16 protein-coding genes, 2 tRNA genes and 1 riboswitch are annotated in these 18,610 nt (G+C 65.0%); of the genes, 12 read left to right on the forward strand and 6 right to left on the reverse strand.

Features of this window, described 5'->3' with window-relative positions; translation table 11 throughout:
- Nucleotides 1-207: 207 nt before the first annotated feature.
- Together B9N72_RS01755 and B9N72_RS01760 are read right to left on the reverse strand one after the other, a co-directional pair.
- The gene (locus B9N72_RS01755) at nt 208-1,074 is read right to left on the reverse strand and encodes a lipid A biosynthesis lauroyl acyltransferase (RefSeq protein WP_085274736.1); all 867 of its coding nucleotides are present in this window, start codon (nt 1,072-1,074) and stop codon (nt 208-210) included.
- Nucleotides 1,075-1,083: 9 nt separating this feature from the next.
- On the reverse strand, nt 1,084-1,971 hold the full coding sequence (locus tag B9N72_RS01760; protein WP_085274737.1) for a lysophospholipid acyltransferase family protein: 888 nt from the start codon (nt 1,969-1,971) through the stop codon (nt 1,084-1,086).
- Between the two features lie 79 nt (nt 1,972-2,050).
- On the opposite strand from B9N72_RS01760, the gene metK reads away from it, so the two are divergent.
- The 4 genes from metK (at nt 2,051) to B9N72_RS21345 (ending at nt 6,584) form a co-directional block, all read left to right on the forward strand.
- Nucleotides 2,051-3,220, forward strand: a complete 1,170-nt coding sequence (gene metK / locus B9N72_RS01765; protein ID WP_085274738.1) for a methionine adenosyltransferase — start codon at nt 2,051-2,053, stop codon at nt 3,218-3,220.
- A 176-nt stretch (nt 3,221-3,396) separates the two neighbouring features.
- Nucleotides 3,397-3,467: riboswitch (S-adenosyl-L-homocysteine riboswitch) on the forward strand.
- A gap of 213 nt (nt 3,468-3,680) precedes the next feature.
- Nucleotides 3,681-5,093, forward strand: a complete 1,413-nt coding sequence (gene ahcY, locus B9N72_RS01770; protein ID WP_085274739.1) for an adenosylhomocysteinase — start codon at nt 3,681-3,683, stop codon at nt 5,091-5,093.
- A gap of 284 nt (nt 5,094-5,377) precedes the next feature.
- Nucleotides 5,378-6,214 (forward strand): methylenetetrahydrofolate reductase [NAD(P)H], encoded by an 837-nt coding sequence (metF, locus tag B9N72_RS01775; RefSeq protein ID WP_008953433.1) that lies wholly within the window; start codon nt 5,378-5,380, stop codon nt 6,212-6,214.
- 169 nt (nt 6,215-6,383) lie between these two features.
- A complete protein-coding gene (locus B9N72_RS21345) occupies nt 6,384-6,584 on the forward strand; it encodes a YqhA family protein (RefSeq protein WP_234985857.1) in 201 nt (66 codons plus the stop codon).
- Nucleotides 6,585-6,701: 117 nt separating this feature from the next.
- Here the strand turns inward: B9N72_RS21345 and B9N72_RS01785 are convergent, their stop codons facing one another.
- Entirely contained in the window at nt 6,702-7,181 is a 480-nt protein-coding gene (locus B9N72_RS01785; RefSeq protein ID WP_085274740.1) for an Lrp/AsnC family transcriptional regulator, read from the reverse strand.
- A gap of 171 nt (nt 7,182-7,352) precedes the next feature.
- On the opposite strand from B9N72_RS01785, the gene B9N72_RS01790 reads away from it, so the two are divergent.
- From B9N72_RS01790 to B9N72_RS01820, 7 genes are all read left to right on the forward strand, one after another.
- Nucleotides 7,353-8,138, forward strand: a complete 786-nt coding sequence (locus tag B9N72_RS01790; RefSeq protein ID WP_085274741.1) for a phenylalanine 4-monooxygenase — start codon at nt 7,353-7,355, stop codon at nt 8,136-8,138.
- Nucleotides 8,139-8,370: 232 nt separating this feature from the next.
- Complete coding sequence (hppD, locus tag B9N72_RS01795; protein ID WP_085274742.1) at nt 8,371-9,453, forward strand: 4-hydroxyphenylpyruvate dioxygenase; 1,083 nt, start codon at nt 8,371-8,373, stop codon at nt 9,451-9,453.
- Between the two features lie 199 nt (nt 9,454-9,652).
- Nucleotides 9,653-10,783, forward strand: coding sequence for a homogentisate 1,2-dioxygenase (locus B9N72_RS01800; RefSeq protein ID WP_085274743.1), 1,131 nt, complete (start codon nt 9,653-9,655; stop codon nt 10,781-10,783).
- Between the two features lie 194 nt (nt 10,784-10,977).
- Nucleotides 10,978-11,961 carry a fumarylacetoacetate hydrolase family protein gene (locus B9N72_RS01805; protein WP_085274744.1) on the forward strand — a complete coding sequence of 328 codons (984 nt, stop codon included), beginning with the start codon at nt 10,978-10,980 and terminating at the stop codon, nt 11,959-11,961.
- Nucleotides 11,954-12,604 (forward strand): maleylacetoacetate isomerase, encoded by a 651-nt coding sequence (gene maiA, locus B9N72_RS01810; RefSeq protein WP_085274745.1) that lies wholly within the window; start codon nt 11,954-11,956, stop codon nt 12,602-12,604. The genes B9N72_RS01805 and maiA overlap by 8 nt, the downstream gene beginning before the upstream one ends.
- A gap of 153 nt (nt 12,605-12,757) precedes the next feature.
- Nucleotides 12,758-12,833: transfer RNA gene (locus B9N72_RS01815), tRNA-Phe, on the forward strand.
- Nucleotides 12,834-12,879: 46 nt separating this feature from the next.
- A tRNA-Phe gene (locus tag B9N72_RS01820) sits at nt 12,880-12,955 on the forward strand.
- Nucleotides 12,956-13,011: 56 nt separating this feature from the next.
- On the opposite strand, the gene B9N72_RS01825 is transcribed toward B9N72_RS01820, so the two are convergent.
- Nucleotides 13,012-13,791, reverse strand: a complete 780-nt coding sequence (locus B9N72_RS01825; protein WP_085274746.1) for an AraC family transcriptional regulator — start codon at nt 13,789-13,791, stop codon at nt 13,012-13,014.
- Nucleotides 13,792-13,923: 132 nt separating this feature from the next.
- Here B9N72_RS01825 and B9N72_RS01830 point away from each other — a divergent pair, with 132 nt between their 5' ends.
- Entirely contained in the window at nt 13,924-14,823 is a 900-nt protein-coding gene (locus tag B9N72_RS01830; RefSeq protein WP_085274747.1) for a DMT family transporter, read from the forward strand.
- Between the two features lie 86 nt (nt 14,824-14,909).
- Here the strand turns inward: B9N72_RS01830 and B9N72_RS01835 are convergent, their stop codons facing one another.
- Together B9N72_RS01835 and B9N72_RS21605 are read right to left on the reverse strand one after the other, a co-directional pair.
- On the reverse strand, nt 14,910-16,253 hold the full coding sequence (locus B9N72_RS01835) for a dicarboxylate/amino acid:cation symporter (protein ID WP_085274748.1): 1,344 nt from the start codon (nt 16,251-16,253) through the stop codon (nt 14,910-14,912).
- A gap of 376 nt (nt 16,254-16,629) precedes the next feature.
- Nucleotides 16,630-18,610, reverse strand: a 1,981-nt coding sequence (locus B9N72_RS21605; protein WP_327078267.1) for a THUMP domain-containing class I SAM-dependent RNA methyltransferase, incomplete at its 5' end; no start/stop codon positions are given.

Consider the following 18,610-nt stretch of genomic DNA (forward strand, 5'->3'; position numbering starts at 1 on the left):
TCGGCGGAGTCGTGCGGGGTTGGGAGGATTGCGGCGCGCAGTCCGCGGGTTTGCCGGGGGCGGTGGCAATGAGCGTGGCTGGGGACCCGTAATCAGCCGTCGCGGTCGAGACGGAATGTTGCTCGGGCATCATCGAGTGCTATGGCGTGCGGGGCCGAAAAAAAAGCCGCCTATTCGGGGCGGCTGGTTGTGGGGTAGACGCGCAGCTCAGTAGAAGCGTGGCTGCCCGGCCGGGCGGGTCTTGAAGCGCTTGTGCAGCCAGAAATACTGGTCGGGTATTTCGCGGATGCGCTCCTCGAGGAAGGCGTTCATGCGCCGGGTGTCGGCTTCGACGTCGTCGGTCGGGTAGTTTTCCCACGGGGGGTAGTATTCGAGCTCGAAGCGGTTGCCGACGCGGCGCGCGATGACCGGGACCACGTGTGCCTTGGCGAGCTTGGCGATGCGCGACAAGCCGGGGATGGTGGCGGCGTCGGTGTCGAAAAATTTCACGAAGAGCGAGTCGCGAGGGCCGAAGTCCTGGTCGGGCAGGTAGAGGAAGGGTGCGTGGTCCTGGCGCATCGCCTTGATGATGGAGCGCAGGCTTTCCTGGCGCGACACGATGTAGCAGTTGTCGTAGCGCTGGCGGCCCTTGTAGATCTGCGCGTCGAGTTCGCGGTTTTTCTGGTGCGAGTAAACGCTGACCAGCGGGATGTCCTGGTTCATGCGATAGGCGCCCATCTCGAAGGCGACGAAGTGCGGGTAGAACAGGATGACGTCCTCGCCCTTGGCGCGCAGGTCGGTGACGTAGTGCAGGTTCTTCACGGTGACCAGCTTGCGGATGCGTTCGGCGGAGCTCCACCAGCACACGCCGTACTCCAGCGCCAGCCGTATCATGTGCTGGAAGTTGCGGCGGATCAGGAGCTTGCGTTCGGCCAGCGACATGTCGGGAAAGCACAGGCGCAGGTTGATCAGGCCGACACGGCGCCGTTCGCGCGCCAAGGCGTAGGCGAGACTGCCGAGCAGCCAGGCGAGCGCGCCGATGAGCCACATCGGCAGCAGACGGAGCAGCCATAGCAGGGCAAAAACGATCTTCATTGTTGCTTGTTATCCTTGTTGCGGGGCGGGCGGGGTGACGCCGGCGGGGCATTTGTAACGGTTGTAACTCCACAGGTACTGGGCGGGGTAGCGGCGGATCAGGTTCTCGACGGCGCGGTTCAGCGTTGCGGCATCCTGCTCTTTGTCGCCGCTGAAGGCTTCCGGCAGCGGCTCGATGTGCACCGCGAAGCCGGCGCCCTTGGGCAGGCGCTCGCCAGTGAACAGCAGCACCTCGACACCGGAGACCTGCGCCAGGCGCGGAACCAGCGTCATGGTGTAGGCAGGCTGGCCGAAGAACGGCGCCCACACTCCCTCGCCGTTGCCGGGTACCTGGTCGGGCAGGATGATGGTGGCTTCGCCGGATTTCAGTGCCTTCATCAGCACGCGTACGCCTGCGCCGGTGGCCGGGGCGGTCTTGCCCTTGCCGCGGCTGCGGCCGGCCTGCATCACCGGTTCCAGCCAGGCAAGCTTGGGCGGGCGGTACATGGCGGTGAGCGGGAACGGCAGGCGCGAGCTGATGTAGCGCCCGGCGATGTCGTAGCTGCCCAGGTGCGGGGTGACGAACACGATGCCGTGGCCGGCGGCGAGCGCCGCCTCGACGTGCTCCCAACCGCTGCAGTGGCGCACCATGGCGGCGATGTCGTCCGGCTCGCGGCACCAGGCGATGGCCAGCTCCAGTGTGCCTTTGCCGGTTTCCGCCGCGGATTGTTTGACTAAGTCTTGGAAAACCTGATAACTTTTGCCGATTTGACTTGACCTAAGATTTTCCTCCAGTCTCGCCGCGAAGCGGGGGGACAGATGATAGGTAAGCCGTCCCAGGCAGGCCCCCAGTCCCTGCAGCCATGCCAGTGGCAGCCGCGCGAGGAGGGAGAGCAGAAAATGGACCAACGTTGCCATCACGGGTTCAGAATGAAATGTGGAAGCGGCCTATTTTATCATCCTTCAGTTTTAGGCTTTCTCCGGGAATGAAAAATCAATGAGCGAATACCTGTTTACCTCCGAGTCGGTGTCCGAAGGGCATCCGGATAAAGTTGCCGACCAGATTTCCGACGCTATCCTCGACGCCATCCTGCGCGAAGACAAGCATGCACGCGTTGCGGCCGAAACGCTGGTAAATACCGGCCTGGTGGTGCTGGCAGGCGAGATCACCACGACCGCCAACGTCGACTACATCAAGATCGCGCGCGAGACCGTCAAGCGCATCGGCTACGACAACGCCGACATGGGCTTCGACTACCGCGGCTGCGCCGTGCTGGTGGGCTACGACAAGCAGTCGCCCGATATCGCCCAGGGCGTCAACGAAGGCCAGGGCCTCGACCTCGACCAGGGCGCCGGCGATCAGGGCCTGATGTTCGGCTACGCCTGCGACGAAACCCCGACGCTGATGCCGTTCCCGATCTACTACGCGCACCGCCTGGTGCAGCGCCAGGCCGAACTGCGCAAGGACGGCCGCCTGCCGTGGCTGCGTCCGGACGCCAAGAGCCAGATCACCTGCGTCTACGACGCTGAGACCGGTCTGCCCAAGCGCATCGATACCGTGGTGCTGTCGACCCAGCACGCGCCGGACATCGACCACAAGGCACTGACCGAGGCGGTGATCGAGGATATCGTCAAGCCGGTGCTGCCGCCGGAGATGCTGACCGCCGAGACCCGCTTCCTGATCAACCCGACCGGCCGCTTCGTCATCGGCGGCCCGCAGGGCGACTGTGGCCTGACCGGCCGCAAGATCATCGTCGATACCTACGGTGGCGCCGCACCGCACGGCGGTGGTGCGTTCTCCGGCAAGGACCCGTCCAAGGTCGACCGCTCGGCCGCCTACGCCGGTCGCTACGTGGCGAAGAACATCGTCGCAGCCGGGCTGGCGCGCCAGTGCCAGATCCAGGTGAGCTATGCCATCGGCGTGGCGCAGCCGACCTCGATCTCGGTCGACACCTTCGGCACCAACAAGGTCCCGAACGAACTGATCGTCGAGCTGGTCAAGCGCCACTTTGATCTGCGCCCGAAGGGCATCATCCAGCAGCTCGACCTGCTGCGCCCAATCTACGGCAAGACCGCCGCCTACGGCCACTTCGGCCGCGAGGAGCCGGAATTCACCTGGGAGCGCACCGACAAGGCCGAGGCGCTGCGCGCGGACGCCGGGCTGTAATCCGGAGCGGATGTTCCGATGCCGAAAGCGGGCCGTGTGCCCGCTTTTTTCATGCCCGGTTGAGGGGGCGTGGCGGCCAGCCTGGTTGGCTGTTGCCGTTGCTGGGTGTGGTGTCGCCGCCGCAGTGCCGGCTCCGCCCTGTTCGGCCGGGGCGTTTTGCGGGTACAATGACGGGCTAAACCGAGGAGCGCTGCGAGAGGCTGTTCCCTCCCAGGCTCGGTTTCCGCATCAACGGCGCTCACCCTCATAACCCCGTGCCGGACGGGCTTGTGGGTGAGAGTTTGTGAACGAATCTGCCGTGCAGCCCCACGCCGGCCCTGTGCTGCTCGCCGTACCCCGTGTACGGCCGTGCTTCAGCAGCCGATCAGGAGGAGTGGCGACGACCGCAGGCAATCCCTGTGGGACGATTTCTTCCGCAAGCTCTGCGCCGCATCCCACCGGCCACATCGTGGAGTTCTTGATGAACGCTGTGGCTGATACCTTTACCGATTTCTACGTTGCCGATATGGCCCAGGCCGCCTGGGGCCGCAAGGAACTGGCGATTGCCGAGACCGAAATGCCGGGCCTGATGGCGCTGCGCGCCGAATACGGCGACAGTAAGCCGCTCAAGGGCGCGCGCATCGCCGGCAGCCTGCACATGACGATCCAGACCGGCGTGCTGATCGAGACGCTGGTGGCGCTGGGCGCCGACGTGCGCTGGGCGTCGTGCAACATCTTCTCGACCCAGGACCACGCCGCCGCCGCCATCGCCGCGGCCGGCATCCCGGTGTTCGCCTTCAAGGGCGAGTCGCTCGACGAGTACTGGGAGTTCTCGCACAAGATCTTCGAATGGCCGGAAAACGAGCCGGCCAACATGATCCTCGATGATGGCGGCGACGCCACGCTGCTATTGATGTTGGGCGCGCGCGCCGAGAGCGACCGCTCGCTGATTTCCAAGCCGACCAACGAAGAAGAGGTGGCGCTGTACGCCGCCATCGCCCGTTACCTGGAGCAGGACGCCAACTGGTACTCCAAGCGCCTGAAGCACATCAAGGGCGTGACCGAAGAGACCACCACCGGCGTGCATCGCCTGTACCAGCTGCAGAAGGAAGGCCGCCTGCCGTTCCCGGCGTTCAACGTCAACGACTCGGTAACCAAGTCCAAGTTCGACAACCTGTACGGCTGCCGCGAGTCGCTGGTGGACGGCATCAAGCGCGCCACCGACGTGATGATCGCCGGCAAGATCGCCGTGGTGCTGGGCTACGGTGACGTGGGCAAGGGCTGCGCGCAGAGCTTGCGCGGGCTCGGCGCCACCGTGTGGGTGACCGAGATCGACCCGATCTGCGCGCTGCAGGCGGCGATGGAAGGCTACCGCGTGGTGACCATGGACGACGTGTGCGACCAGGGTGACATCTTCGTCACCACCACCGGCAACGTGTCGGTGATCACCCACGACCACCTGGTGAAGATGCGCAACAACGCCATCGTCTGCAACATCGGCCACTTCGACAGCGAAATCGAAGTCGCCAGCCTGCGCCAGTACCAGTGGGAGAACATCAAGCCGCAGGTCGATCACATCATCTTCCCGGATGGCCGCCGCATCATCCTGCTGGCCGAAGGCCGTCTGGTGAACCTGGGCTGCGCCACCGGCCACCCGAGTTTCGTGATGTCCAACAGCTTCACCAACCAGGTGCTGGCGCAGATGGAAATCTTCCAGTTCGGCGAGAAGTACGGCAAAGAGGTCTATGTGTTGCCGAAGCACCTGGACGAGAAGGTGGCGCGCCTGCATTTGGCACGCATCGGCGTCAAACTGACCGAGCTGACCCAGCAGCAGGCTGATTACATCAGCGTGCCGAAGGAAGGCCCGTACAAGCCGGCGCACTATCGCTATTGATATGGGTACAAAGGCGGGCAGGGCAGCCCGCCTTAGAGCCTCTCATTAGGCGGCTACGCCTGCGTATCTTGAGTGTCAGCGGACTGCGTGCGCATCTATGATGCGCTCAGCGATTGGGAATCCTCATGGACTCCGTGTCCATTCCGGTTCCTGTGCTCCGGCGACACTCAACCTGCTTTGGCTCGCTCACCTACTGAGAGGCTCTTGAGGGTAGCAGACGACACTTCCGGGAATAACGACCGCTTCGGCCAACCTTGGCATGGGGCGGCGACAGAGATCAGATCATGAGCACCAAGCCGCGTACCTTCAGTTTCGAGTTTTTCCCGCCCAAGACGGCGGAAAGCATCGCCAAGCTGCGCACCACGCGTCAGCAGCTGGCGCAGTTCAAGCCCGAATTCTTCTCCGTCACCTTCGGCGCCGGCGGCACCACGCGCGAGGGCACGCTGGGGACGGTGCTGGAGATCCGCAACGAGGGCTACGCCGCCGCACCGCATCTGTCGTGCATCGGCTCCACCCGCGACAACATCCGCGCCATTCTCAACGAGTACCGGAGCCACGGCATCCGCCACATCGTGGCGCTGCGCGGCGACCTGCCGTCCGGCATGGGCGAGGCCGGCGAGTTCCGCTACGCCAACGAGCTGGTGGCGTTCATCCGTGCCGAGCATGGCGATCATTTCCACATCGAAGTCGCCGCCTACCCGGAGTTTCACCCGCAGGCGCGCTCCGCCGAGGACGACCTCAACAACTTCGTGCGCAAGGTGCAGGCCGGCGCCAATTCGGCGATGACGCAGTATTTCTTCAACGCCGACGCCTACTTCCGCTTCGTCGACGAGGTGCAGGCGCGTGGCGTGGACATCCCGATCGTGCCGGGCATCATGCCGATCGCCAACTTCGGCCAGCTGTGTCGCTTCTCCGACATGTGCGGCGCCGAAGTGCCGCGCTGGTTGCGCCTGCGCATGCAGGCCTACTACGACGACACCGCCTCAATCCGCGCCCTCGGCCTCGACGTGGTGACCGAGCTGTGCGACCGCCTGCTGACGGGTGGCGCCCCTGGCCTGCACTTCTACACTCTGAACCAGGCCGGCATCGTCTCGACCATCTGGCAACGCCTGGGGTTGTGAGGGGGCGACGAGGAACGCGACAGCGACCCTGGTAGAGGCCCGGCAGTCGAGCGAGGCGCGCAAGTCGCGCCTCGGGCAGGTGATCTTCTGGAGCCGCTGGCAGCCACTGCCGATCGACCTCGGCCTGATCGTGGTGCAGGGGGTGTACGCCTGAGAGTTCCTGCCTTCGTTGTGGGAGCTGCCGCACAACCTGCCGGTGCTGACTGAAACCGAGATCATGCTGTCGGTGCTGGCGCTGATCGACGTGGTGATGATCCCCAACCTGCTGCTGATGGTGACGGTGGGCGGCTACGAGACGTTCGTGTCGGCGGCGGCGATCGCCTACACCGACAAGCTGCAGTACTCCACCGTGCACAGCAACAAGCACTGAATACCTCACAAGCAAACGGCCCCTAGGGGCCGTTTTTTCATGCTGGGGCAGGGCGGGGGAATCGCTCTCCACGCGCTTGCGCCGGCAGCCGGACGGCGAGTCCGCGACGCTGCCTGCTCAGGCTCCTTTCAGGTGGTCGAGCGGCAGGGCGGCGGTGCGCTTGAATTCCTTGAGCACGAAGCTCGACTTGACGTCCTGGATGCCGGGCTGCTGCAGCAACTGGTCCATCACGAAGCGCGAGAAGTGCTCCATGTCCTCGAAGTAGACCTGCAGCAGGTAGTCCATCTCGCCGGTCATGGCGTAACAGTTGATGACCTCCGGCCAGCGCTGCACGGCGTCGATGAACAAGTCCAGGTTGCCGCGCTTCTCCAGCATCACGCGCACGAAGGCCTGCAGACCGAGCCCGATGCGCGCCGGGTCGAGCAGTGCCACGTACTGGCGGATGACGCCGGATTCTTCCAGCTGCTTGAGGCGGCGCAGGCAGGGCGAGGGGGAGAGCGCGATGCGTTCGGCCAACTCGACGTTGCTCAGGCGGCCGTTGAGCTGGAGTTCCGCCAGGATGCGCAAATCTGTCTTGTCTAGTGTCATGTCTGGCATTTTGTTCTCGTATTTTCGCTTAAGAGTAAAATTTTATTTTAGTTATTAGTATTTTTTGGGTTTCTTTGCAAGGAAATTGCGAAGCAAATTGCCTAAAATGAGCTTGAAAGCATGTTGCATTTTAACAGTGGCGTCAGACCGCTGCAGTGCGTTTACCGAGGAGAGCATGCCATGTACACCGCCGATGCGGCGCTTGAGCGCGCGGACATGAAGTTGTCTGCCTTGCCGTCCGAATTGGACATTCACCGGGCCGTGGTGCCGGATTACACCGACATCGAGAACCATACGTGGGCCACGCTGCTGGCCAACCAGTGGGCGGTGCTACCGGGACGGGCCTGCAACGAGTTCCTGGCCGGGCTCGCGCTGATCGACTTCCCGAAGGAGCATATCCCGCGCCTGGCCGATATCAGCGACCGTATCGAGGCTGCCACCGGCTGGCGCCTGACCCGGGTCGACGGCATCGTCCCCGACAAGGAGTTTTTCGAGCTCCTGGCGCAGCGCATCTTTCCGTCCACCGACTTCATCCGCAAGCCCGAGGAGATCGGCTATACCCCGGCGCCGGACATGTTCCACGACCTGCTGGGTCATGCGCCGCTGCTCTCCAATCCGCGCTTCGCCTCGTTCTTCGAGCGCTTCGGCCGCGCCGGCGTCAAGGCCTTCGAGAGCGAGCACCCGGGCCGTGTCTGGCTGCCGCGCATCTACTGGTACACGGTGGAGTTCGGCCTGATCCGCAATCCGGAAGGCCTGCGCATCTACGGTGCCGGCATCCTGTCCTCGCCCAACGAGGTGCTCTACAGCCTGTCAGAACAGACGCGCAAGGTGGATTTCGACATCGGCCTGGTTGCCGAGACGCCGTACGACATCTGGCACATGCAGGACCAGCTGTTCGTGATCGACAGCTTCGATCAGCTGGAACACGAATTCGCACGCTGGACCGAAGAGAACGGTCTGGCCTGAGCGCCTGTTCACGTCGCGAGCGGCTTCCGCCCGGGCGAAGCGCGCTGCGGGAAGCGGACGGTACGGGAATACAGAAGGTCCGATCGCTGCGCCAATCCAGGATTGGCTCGCCATCCCCGTGAACCCCGAGCAGGGACGCAGAGCGAGATCGTGAACGGGTCTTGAGGTTTTGGCAGCACCCCACCCACACAGCAGGACGGCCCCGGCAGAGGGCTCCGAGGAGAAACGATCAATGAAGATGGAAACCATGACGGGCAACCCGCTCGCCACCGACGGCTTCGAGTTCGTCGAGTTCACCGCGCCGCAGGAAGAGGAGCTGGAGCACCTGCGCCAGCTGTTCCTGTCGCTGGGCTTCACCGAGATCGCCCGCCACCGCAGCAAGAACGTGCGCCTGTTCCGCCAGGGCGACATCAACTTCATCCTGAACGGCGAGCGCACCCAGCCCGCCAGCGAATTCGGCAAGGTGCACGGCCCGTCGGCCTGCGCCATGGCCTGGCGCGTGAAGGATGCCGCCCGCGCCTACGACTACGCGCTGGCGCACGGCGGCGACCCGTACGAGCGCCCGATCGGCTGCATGGAGTTGAACATCCCGGCGATCGAGGGCATCGGCGGCTCGGCCCTGTACTTCGTCGATCGTTACGGCGACGAGCACAACATCTACGACGTCGATTTCGTGCCGCTGCCGGGCGTCGACCAGCACCCGGTCGGGGTGGGGCTGAAGGAGATCGACCACCTCACCCACAACGTGATGCGCGGCAACATGGACAAGTGGGCCGGCTTCTACGAAGGCATCGGCAACTTCAAGGAAATCCGCTACTTCGACATCGAGGGCAAGCTGACCGGGCTGGTGTCGCGCGCCATGACCAGTCCGTGCGGCAAGATCCGCATTCCGATCAACGAGTCGTCCGACGACAAGAGCCAGATCGAGGAATTCCTGCGCGCCTACCACGGCGAGGGCATCCAGCACATCGCGCTGTCGACCGACGACATCTACCACACGGTAGAGACGCTGAAGGCCGCCGGCACGCGTTTCCTCGATACTCCGGACAGCTACTACGACCGCACCGACGCGCGCGTGCCGGGACACGGCGAAGACCTGGAGCGGCTGCGCAAGAACCGCATCCTGATCGACGGCGCGCCGGTGGACGGCGCCGGGATCCTGCTGCAGATTTTCACCGAGACGGTGATCGGCCCGATCTTCTTCGAGATCATCCAGCGCAAGGGCAACGAGGGCTTCGGCGAGGGCAACTTCAAGGCCTTGTTCGAGTCGATCGAGGAAGACCAGATCAAGCGCGGCGTGCTGAAGGCCGACTGAGAACGTGTGAATAAATCTGCTGCGCCCCCGGGGCCGGCCCTGTGATGCTCGCCGTACCACTTGTACGGCTGTGCTTTTCGAACCGGCCGCGGGGCGCTCGCGACGATTTCTTGCACACGTTCCGAGCCGCCAAGCGTTGTCTTTCGGCCAACCTTCGAGGTTGGCCGAAGCCCATGCCAGACCACACAGGAATTGCATCATGCGCAAATGGATCAGCTTTCCGCACCGCGAGGGCACCGTCTCGCGCCAGGCCCACGCCGACCTGCCGGCCGAGGGCATCTACGAACGCGAAGTCGGCCGCAGCGGCTTCTTCGGCCCGGCCACCCACCTGCACCACAAGCACCCGCCCACCGCCTGGAGCGCCTGGGAAGGGCCGTTGCGTCCGCGTGCCTTCGACCTGAATGAACTGCCGCAGCAGGGCGGCATGCCGTTCGCGGCGGCGTCGGTGTTGAAGAACGCCCACTGCGACTTCCGCATCTGGAGCGTCGACCAGGCCATGCCGGCGCTGTTCCGTAACGGCGACGGCGACGACGTGCTGTTCATCCACGAGGGCTCGGGCGAGCTGTTCTGCGACTACGGTCACCTGAGCTACCGCGACGGCGATTACATCCTGATCCCGCGCTCGACCAGCTGGCGTATCGAACCGGCCGCGCGCACCAGCATGCTGCTGATCGAGGCCACCAACGGCGCCTACCAACTGCCGGACAAGGGCCTGGTCGGGCCGCACGCCATCTTCGACGAAGCCATGCTCGACATGGCGCAGATCGACGATGCCTTCCGTGCCCAGCAGAGCGAGGACGAATGGCAGGTGGTGATCAAGCGCCGCGGCGCGCTCTCCACCGTGACCTACCCGTTCAACCCGCTCGACGCCATCGGCTGGCATGGCAACCTGGCGGTATGCCGCATCAACTGGCGCGACATCCGCCCGCTGATGTCGCACCGCTACCACCTGCCGCCGTCGGCGCACAGCACCTTCGTCGCCGAGCGCTTCGTGATCTGCACCTTCGTGCCGCGCCCGATCGAGTCCGATCCCGGCGCGCTCAAGGTGCCGTTCTATCACAACAACGACGACTACGACGAAGTGATCTTCTACCACGCTGGCGACTTCTTCAGCCGCGACAACATCAAGCCCGGCATGCTGACCTTCCACCCCGCCGGCTTCACCCATGGCCCGCACCCGAAGGCGTTCGCCAAGGCGATGAGCGACCCGAAGAAATTCACCGACGAAGTGGCGGTGATGATCGACGCGCGCGACGCGCTGGAGCAGGGCGAGGGGATGGCCGGCGTGGAATGGAGCGGCTATGTCGACAGCTGGAAACCCAAGGCTTGAGCACGCGGCGGGATGGCGCTGCCATCCACCCCCGCCCGGTTTGACGGCTGCCGCACCGCGCGCCGCGGCGCCGCATCATCTAGTCTGAAGCACCCGCGGCGATTGCCTGCACCCGAACCGATGCCATCGCGGCTGCAACCAGAGCCCGCCGTCAGCCAGGTTGGCCGAACAACGAGCAAGACGAGAACCCACCCATGAAACTCGCCACCTACCAGAACCACACCCGCGACGGCCAGCTGATGGTCGTCAGCCATGATCTGTCGCGTGCCGTCGCCGTGCCGCACATCGCCGCCACGATGCAAGCGGCGCTGGACGACTGGAGCAACGTCGAACCGGCATTGCAGGACACCTACCGGGCGCTCAGCCGCGGCGACGCCCCCCACGCCGAAGCCTTCGACCCCTCGCGCTGTCACAGCCCGCTGCCGCGCGCCTACCAGTGGGCCGACGGCAGCGCCTACCTAAACCACGTCGAGCTGGTACGCAAGGCGCGCGGCGCCACCGTGCCGGAAAGCTTCTACCACGACCCGCTGATGTACCAGGGCGGCTCGGACAACTTCCTGCCGCCGTGCGCGCCGATCCCGTTGCGCGACGAGGCGTGGGGGCTGGACTTCGAAGGCGAGGTGGCGGTGATCACCGGCGACGTGGCCTTGGGTACCGGTGTCGAGGAGTGCGGCCGCGCCATCCGCCTGCTGATGCTGGTCAACGACGTCACCCTGCGCAACCTGATCCCGAGCGAACTGGCCAAAGGCTTCGGCTTCTTCCAGAGCAAGCCGGCCACCGCCTTCTCGCCGGTGGCGGTGACCCCGGACGAGCTGGGCGACGCCTGGCACGGCGGTAAGGTGCACCTGCCGCTGCTGGTCGACTACAACGGGCGGCGTTACGGCGAGCCCGATGCCGGCGTCGAGATGCAGTTCAGCTTTCCCGAGCTGGTGGCCCATGTCGCCAAGACCCGCGCCCTTTGCGCCGGGTCCATCGTCGGCTCCGGCACCGTCTCCAATCATGACCGCCGCGTCGGCAGCTGCTGCCTCGCCGAGCAGCGCATGATCGAGATCATCGATGGTGGCGAGGCCCGCACCCCGTTCATGAAGGTGGGCGACACGGTACGCATCGAGATGCATGACGCTGGCGGCGCCAGCGTGTTCGGCGCCATCGAACAGACGGTGGTGGCACATGGCTGAGCGCATCCTGTACGACTATTTCCGTTCCAGCGCCGCCTACCGGGTACGCATCGCGCTCAACCTCAAGGAGCTGGACTACATCCAGGCGCCGGTAAGCCTGGTCAAGGGGGAGCAGCAGGGCGCCGCCTACCTGGCCCTCAATCCGCAAGGGCTGGTGCCGGCGCTGTCCGACAACGGCGTGCTGCTGACCCAGTCGCTGGCGATCTGCGAATACCTCGACGAAGCCTACCCCGATACGCCGCGGCTACTGCCGCTGGATCCGGTCGCACGCGCCCGGGCCCGCGCCATCGCCCAGTCCATCGCCTGCGATATCCATCCGCTCAACAACCTGCGGGTGCTGAATTACCTCAAGGGCGAGCTCGGCGTCGGGGACGAGTCGCGCAATGCATGGTATCGGCACTGGATCACGCAAGGCTTTGCCGCGCTGGAGCGTCTGCTGGCGGACACGGCCGGCAGCTATTGCGTCGGCGACAATGTCACGCTGGCCGACGTGTGCCTGGTGCCGCAGCTGTTCAACGCACGGCGCTTCGCCGTCGATCTGGTCCCGTACCCGCGGCTGGTCGCCGTGGGCGAGGCGCTGGAGCGGCTGCCGGCCTTCGCCGCCGCTCACCCGTCGCGGCAGCCCGACACGCCGCCGGCCTGAGCGCGGCAAAGAGCATTGGAATGGCCGGTGCCGTCATGCCCGGCCGTTTTTCATGCGATCGCCATTTGCATGACTTTCTCGCATTAGGGCTTGACGGCCATGTCATGCATCTGCTTTAATGCTGCTCTCTGACGGCGCAGTTAGCCGGATCGGGGCCAATTAGCTCAGTTGGTAGAGCAGCGGATTGAAAATCCGCGTGTCCTTGGTTCGATTCCGAGATTGGCCACCACTCGATTCTTCTTGTGGTAACAACGATCGGCAAACTGTGTTTTCATGGCCAATTAGCTCAGTTGGTAGAGCAGCGGATTGAAAATCCGCGTGTCCTTGGTTCGATTCCGAGATTGGCCACCAGATTCAAGAAAAAGCCCGAACATCATTGTTCGGGCTTTTTCGTTTCCGACCTACATTCAGCGCCACTGTCGGCGGTATTCCTCGGGTGTCAGTCCCATCAGGCGCTGGAACATGGCGATGAAGGCCGACGCGCTGTTATAACCCAGTTCCAGCGCGGTGTCCTGCACCGGGCGCCCGCCTTCCAGCAGGGCAATCGCCTGCAATACCTTCAGCCGTTGCCGCCAGGCGCTGAAGGACATCCCCAGATCGCGATGGCAGCGTCGCGACAGCGTACGCTCGGTGCTGTGCACCTCGCCGGCCCACGCCGCCAGCGAGCGCGTGTCCCCCGGCTGCTGCTGCAGGGCATGCAGTACCTTGCCCAGCTGTGGGTCGTCCGACATCGGCAGGTAGCTGTCGTGGCATGGGCTCTCCGCCAGCTGGTCGAGCAGTACCTGGAACAGACGCCCCTCACGCTCGGTGCGGGGGTATTCCAGCTGCCCTCGCCGCAGGGTGTCGAGAATGGCCTGGATCAGCGGGTTGATCGCCAGGGTGCACGCTTCCCGTGGCAAATCGGCACACTGCGCCGGCTCCAGATAGAGCGAGCAGTAGCTCGCCTCATAGCGGTTGCTCGCCACGTGTTCCAGCTGTGGCGGAATCCAGATGCCGTACTGCGGGGGCGCCAGGTAGTGACGCCCAGCCATTCCCACCTCCAGCACCCCGCTGAACGAATAGACGAACTGCCCCGCCGCATGGCGATGCGGGGGGTACTCGCTGGCGCCCTCCAGGTGCACCACGCGGAAGGACATCGGCTGAGTCAGCTGTTCGAGCAGGGGTGGCAATTGTCGGCGACGCGCCATATTGTCCAAAACTCCCTATGGGTTGTCGGAAATTCGTTATTTGATTGTAAACCGCCATCGCTACAATAGGGTCATCTTCATCGGGGCCGGTGCTTTCGCGCCCCGATCGTGACTTTGAGGATCGGAACAACCATGTCAACCGCTCGCAAACCGCTGGATGGCCTCGCCGCCGGATTGATGCTGCTGCTTTGTCTGTGCTGGGGCATGCAGCAGGTAGCCGTCAAACTGGCGGCCAGTGCCGTCAGTCCCATCATGCAGATCGGGTTGCGCTCCCTGCTCGCCGCATTGTTGGTGGGGGCCCTGATGTGTTGGCGCCAGGAGCGTTTCTCGCTGCGCGACGGTCGGCTGCGTGCCGGGCTGGTGGCAGGCGCGTTGTTTGCCGGGGAATTCCTGTGCGTCTCGGTCGGGTTGATCTATACCAGTGCCTCGCACATGGTGGTGTTTCTTTATTCGGCGCCGATCTTTACCGCGCTGGGCCTGCACTGGCGCGTCAAGGGCGAACATCTGGGGCGGGCGCAGTGGGGCGGGGTGGGGCTGGCGTTCGCCGGCATTGCGCTGGCCTTTTCCAACGGCCTGAGCGGGCAGGGGGAGTGGGGGCGCATGCTGCTAGGCGATGCACTGGGCCTGCTGGGGGGCTTGCTCTGGGCCGCTACCACCATTGTGGTGCGCGCTTCCAGCCTGTCCGAAGCGCCTCCGGCCCAGACCTTGCTGTACCAGCTCACCGTGGCCTCGGTGCTGCTGCTGGCGCTGGGTGGTGGCACGGGGCAGTGGGCGACGCTGCAGATGAGTCCGATCGCCTGGGCCAGCCTGCTGTTTCAGGGCGTGATCGTGGCGTTTGCCAGTTTCCTCGCCTGGTTCTGGCTGTTGCGCCGTTACCTGGCGTCGCGCCTGTCGGCCTTTTCCTTCCTGACGCCGCTGTTCGGCGTGGCATTCGGCGTGCTGCTGCTGGGCGAACCGCTCGACCCGCGTTTTCTCATCGGCGCGTTGCTGGTGTTTGCCGGCATCGTGCTGGTCAACCTGCGTCGCGCTTGAGCCGGCGTGATCCCGTTGGGCTTGCCCACCGGCAATAAAAAACCCCGTCACACGTGACGGGGTTTTGAGCGGACAAGGAATCCGCTTCAGGCGTTGACGCCCGGCTTGGTGGTCAGCACCACGGTGTCCAGCGTTTGTTCCGCAACGGCTTCCGGTTCGTCGGCTTCTTCCACGGTTTCACCGTTCAGCACGCGGTTCATGCGTTCCACGTCGAGGGCGTTTTCCCACTTGGCGACCACCACGGTCGCCACGCCGTTACCGATCAGGTTGGTGATGGCGCGGGCCTCGGACATGAAGCGGTCCACCCCCAGGAGCAGCGCCAGGCCTTCCACCGGCAGCTTGCCGTGCAGGGTGGCCAGCGTCGCAGCCAGCGTGATGAAGCCGCCGCCGGTCACGGCCGCCGCGCCCTTGGAGGTCAGCAGCAGCACGCCCAAGAGGCCCAGCTCCTCGCCCAGCGTCAGGTCCACGTTCACCGCCTGGGCGATGAAGATGGCCGCCATGGTCAGGTAGATCGAGGTGCCGTCCAGGTTGAACGAGTAGCCGGTCGGGATCACCATGCCCACCACCGGCTTGGCGCAGCCGAGGTTTTCCATCTTGGTCATCATGCGCGGCAGGGCCGATTCGGACGACGAGGTGCCCAGCACCAGGATCAGCTCTTCCTTGATGTAGGCGAGGAATTTCCACAGGCTGAAGCCGGTCAGCTTGGCGATGGCGCCCAGCACGATGAAGACGAAGGCGGCGCAGGTCAGGTACACACACAGCATCAGGTAGCTCAGCTGCTTGAGCGAACCCACGCCGTACTTGCCGATGGTGAACGCCATGGCGCCGAAGGCACCGATCGGGGCCAGCTTCATGATCATGCCGATGATGTGGAACATGGAGTGGGAGAATTCGTCGAGAATGCTCACCAGCGGCTTGCCCTTTTCGCCCATGGCCGACAGCGCGGCGCCCATCAGCACCGAGAACAGCAGCACCTGCAGGATCTCGCCTTCGGCAAAGGCCGATACCACGCTATGCGGGATGATGTTCATGAAGAAGTCGATGGTGTTCATCGACTTGGCGCCGGCGGCGTATTTGGCCACGGCGGCCGAGTCCAGCGTGGACGGGTCGATGTTGAGGCCGGCACCCGGCTTGAGCACGTTGACCACCACCAGGCCGATCACCAGTGCCAGCGTGGTCACCACTTCGAAGTACAGCAAGGCCTTGCCGCCGACGCGGCCGACTTCCTTCATGTCGCCCATCTTGGCGATGCCGACCACCACGGTGGTGAAGATGATCGGGGCGATCATCATCTTGATCAGCTTGACGAAGGCGTCGCCCAGCGGCTTCATCTTGGCGGCGAAATCCGGTGCCACGGCACCCAGCGTGACGCCGATGGCGATCGCCAGCAGCACCTGGAAGTACAGACGGGTGTAGAACGGTTTCTTCATGTCATTCCCTGTCGCAATCAACGATATCGTGTGTGAAGGTCGTGACCGGGGCTCGGTGAGGTGTGGCACGACCATACGACGATCGTAGCAGGCACATTAGCGTCGGCTAATTGGCGAAATCCCTAACGAAACAGAATGGCTGTCATTCCCAATCGGCATCGATACGTTGCCGCGCGTCATCCGGCGTGAACGGAACACCGGCAGGAATGTGCTGGCGAGAAAGCACGGTGCGACCGGAACAAGCGGCACCCTGCTAGAAGTAAAGACCATCCCGCCGCCCGCGGCAACGCGCGGGTGCAGCGAGGAGAGCGGCGCCTAAAACAAAACCGCCATGTCGGCATGACGATGGCGGTTGCGGGGGTGAGTCGAGGCAGGCTCAGTCGGCGTGTTCGTCGCTCTTGTCGCGGCGCGCGCTGCCGGCCACCAGCGGAATGGCGAACAGGCGGCATTCCAGGGCGCCGTTATAGAGCGGCACGCGGCGCTTCACCTCGAGGCGGATCAACTTGGCCAGGCGCAGGTCGCCGGTGAAGAAGTACGCGGTCCAGCCGGCGAAGTGCTGCTTGAGCCAGTCGCCCAGCTGCGGGTAGAGCGCGGCCAGCGCGTCCTGCTCGTCGAGGCGCACGCCGTACGGCGGGTTGCTGACGATCAGACCGTTCTCACCCTGCGGACGGACGTCGAGCACGTCGCCGGTATTGAGCGTGACGGCCTCGGCCAGGCCGGCTGCCTGCAGGTTGTGGCGAGCAATCGCGGTCATCGCGGCGTCGCGGTCGGAGCCGTGGATGGCGAGCGGGGCCAGCGGCTTTTCGGCCAACCTGGCTTCGAGCTGCAGCGCTTCCCACGCGACCGAATCGAAGTCGCGCAGACGCTGGAAGGCGAAGCTGCGGTTGCGGCCCGGCGCACGCTGCAGCGCGATGTCGGCGGCTTCCACGAGGAAGGTGCCGCTGCCGCACATCGGGTCGATGAGCGGCTGGCTGCCGTCGTAGCCGGCCAGCAGCAGGATGCCGGCGGCGAGGTTCTCGCGCAGCGGGGCCTCGCCGGTCTCCTCGCGCCAGCCGCGCTTGAACAGCGGCTCGCCGCTGGTGTCGAGGTAGATCTTGGCCGTGTCCGGGGTCAGGAACACCTGCACGCGCACGTCCGGGGTGCGGGTGTCGACCGAGGGGCGGCCGAGGCCGGACTGGCGGAAGCGGTCGCAGATGGCGTCCTTCACCGTCAGCGAGACGAAGTCGAGGCTACGCACCTGCGAGCCGACGCCGTCGGTCTTGAGCTTGATGGTGCGACTGACATCGAAGAAGCGCGGCCAGTCCACCTGCAGCGCCAGGCGGTTGACGTCGTGTTCGGAGGCGTAGCCACCCTCGGCCACCAGCATCAGTACACGGCTGGCGGTGCGGCTGTGCAGGTTGACGCGCATCATCAGCGTGGCATCGCCGCTGAAGCCGACCCCGCCGTCGGTCGGCTGGACGTGGCGCGCGCCCAGTGCGTCCAATTCCTCGGCCAGCACGCCTTCGAGGCCGCGCGGGCAGGGGGCGAACAGCGACAGCTGGACCTTGCGGCCGACCGTCAGTGGAGCGCTGGGCGCCGGCTGGTGCGGGGCATCGTGGCGATGGCCGCCGTGGTGCGGTGCGCCGCGGCTGTCGCGCGGGGCCGAACGCGGCTCGACATCGCCAGCGCGCTTGATGAAGCCGGGCTTCTTGGCGCCGGTCGGGCTCGGGGTGAACAGCGGAGTGTCGTCGCCGCTTTCCTCTTCGCGACGTGGGGCGTCGTAACGGGAGCGCGACTCGTAGCGCGCTTGCGGTGCCGCACGGTCATCCTCACTGCGCGGTGCCGGACGGCTGGTTTGTTCGTCCTGCTCCTTCGGCCGGCTGATGAAGGTCGGCTTTCTGGCGCCGGTCGGGCTCGGCGTGAACGGCAGCGCTTCGTCTTCCTGGCGCTTGTCTACTTCCTGGTGGCGCGGCTGGTCGGAGCGGTCGCGCCCGAAACGCGGCGGCTCGCCGCCCTGGCGTTTGTCGTGCTTGGCGAAGCCTTCACCTTCACGGCGCGGTGCGGGGCGACGCTCCTGCCATTCCCCTGGAGCGCGGGATGGGCCGGAACGCGGGTGCTGGGCGTCGTCGCGTGCTTCGTTCTTGCCGAACGCGGCGCTGTCCTTGCGCGACTGCCCATAGTGGCGCTTGTTGCGGTCGAAGCCCTGGCCCTGTTCCTGCCCCTCGCCCTGTTGGCGAGCCTGGCCGAAGCGAGGCTTGTCGCCGAACGGGCGGCGTTCCTGCTGGCCGAAACCTTCGCCTTCGCGGCGAGGAGCCGGTCGACGTTCCTGTCCTTCCCCCTGCTGGCGAGCTTGGCCGAAGCGCGGCTTGTCGCCGAAC

The sequence above is a fragment of the Pseudogulbenkiania subflava DSM 22618 genome (assembly GCF_900177275.1).
In the GTDB taxonomy this organism is placed as follows: Bacteria; Pseudomonadota; Gammaproteobacteria; order Burkholderiales; family Chromobacteriaceae; genus Pseudogulbenkiania; species Pseudogulbenkiania subflava.

Excerpts from the sequence above, each read along its gene's own strand:
- metK (WP_085274738.1), top strand. The coding sequence starts at position 2,051 with ATGAGCGAATACCTGTTTACCTCCGAGTCGGTGTCCGAAGGGCATCCG.
- B9N72_RS01800 (WP_085274743.1), top strand. The coding sequence starts at position 9,653 with ATGCGCAAATGGATCAGCTTTCCGCACCGCGAGGGCACCGTCTCGCGC.
- B9N72_RS01760 (WP_085274737.1), bottom strand. The coding sequence starts at position 1,971 with ATGGCAACGTTGGTCCATTTTCTGCTCTCCCTCCTCGCGCGGCTGCCA.
- metF (WP_008953433.1), top strand. The coding sequence starts at position 5,378 with ATGAGCACCAAGCCGCGTACCTTCAGTTTCGAGTTTTTCCCGCCCAAG.
- B9N72_RS01805 (WP_085274744.1), top strand. The coding sequence starts at position 10,978 with ATGAAACTCGCCACCTACCAGAACCACACCCGCGACGGCCAGCTGATG.
- maiA (WP_085274745.1), top strand. The coding sequence starts at position 11,954 with ATGGCTGAGCGCATCCTGTACGACTATTTCCGTTCCAGCGCCGCCTAC.
- B9N72_RS01825 (WP_085274746.1), bottom strand. The coding sequence starts at position 13,791 with ATGGCGCGTCGCCGACAATTGCCACCCCTGCTCGAACAGCTGACTCAG.
- B9N72_RS01830 (WP_085274747.1), top strand. The coding sequence starts at position 13,924 with ATGTCAACCGCTCGCAAACCGCTGGATGGCCTCGCCGCCGGATTGATG.
- ahcY (WP_085274739.1), top strand. The coding sequence starts at position 3,681 with ATGAACGCTGTGGCTGATACCTTTACCGATTTCTACGTTGCCGATATG.
- B9N72_RS01835 (WP_085274748.1), bottom strand. The coding sequence starts at position 16,253 with ATGAAGAAACCGTTCTACACCCGTCTGTACTTCCAGGTGCTGCTGGCG.
- B9N72_RS01785 (WP_085274740.1), bottom strand. The coding sequence starts at position 7,181 with ATGCCAGACATGACACTAGACAAGACAGATTTGCGCATCCTGGCGGAA.
- B9N72_RS01755 (WP_085274736.1), bottom strand. The coding sequence starts at position 1,074 with ATGAAGATCGTTTTTGCCCTGCTATGGCTGCTCCGTCTGCTGCCGATG.
- hppD (WP_085274742.1), top strand. The coding sequence starts at position 8,371 with ATGAAGATGGAAACCATGACGGGCAACCCGCTCGCCACCGACGGCTTC.
- B9N72_RS01790 (WP_085274741.1), top strand. The coding sequence starts at position 7,353 with ATGTACACCGCCGATGCGGCGCTTGAGCGCGCGGACATGAAGTTGTCT.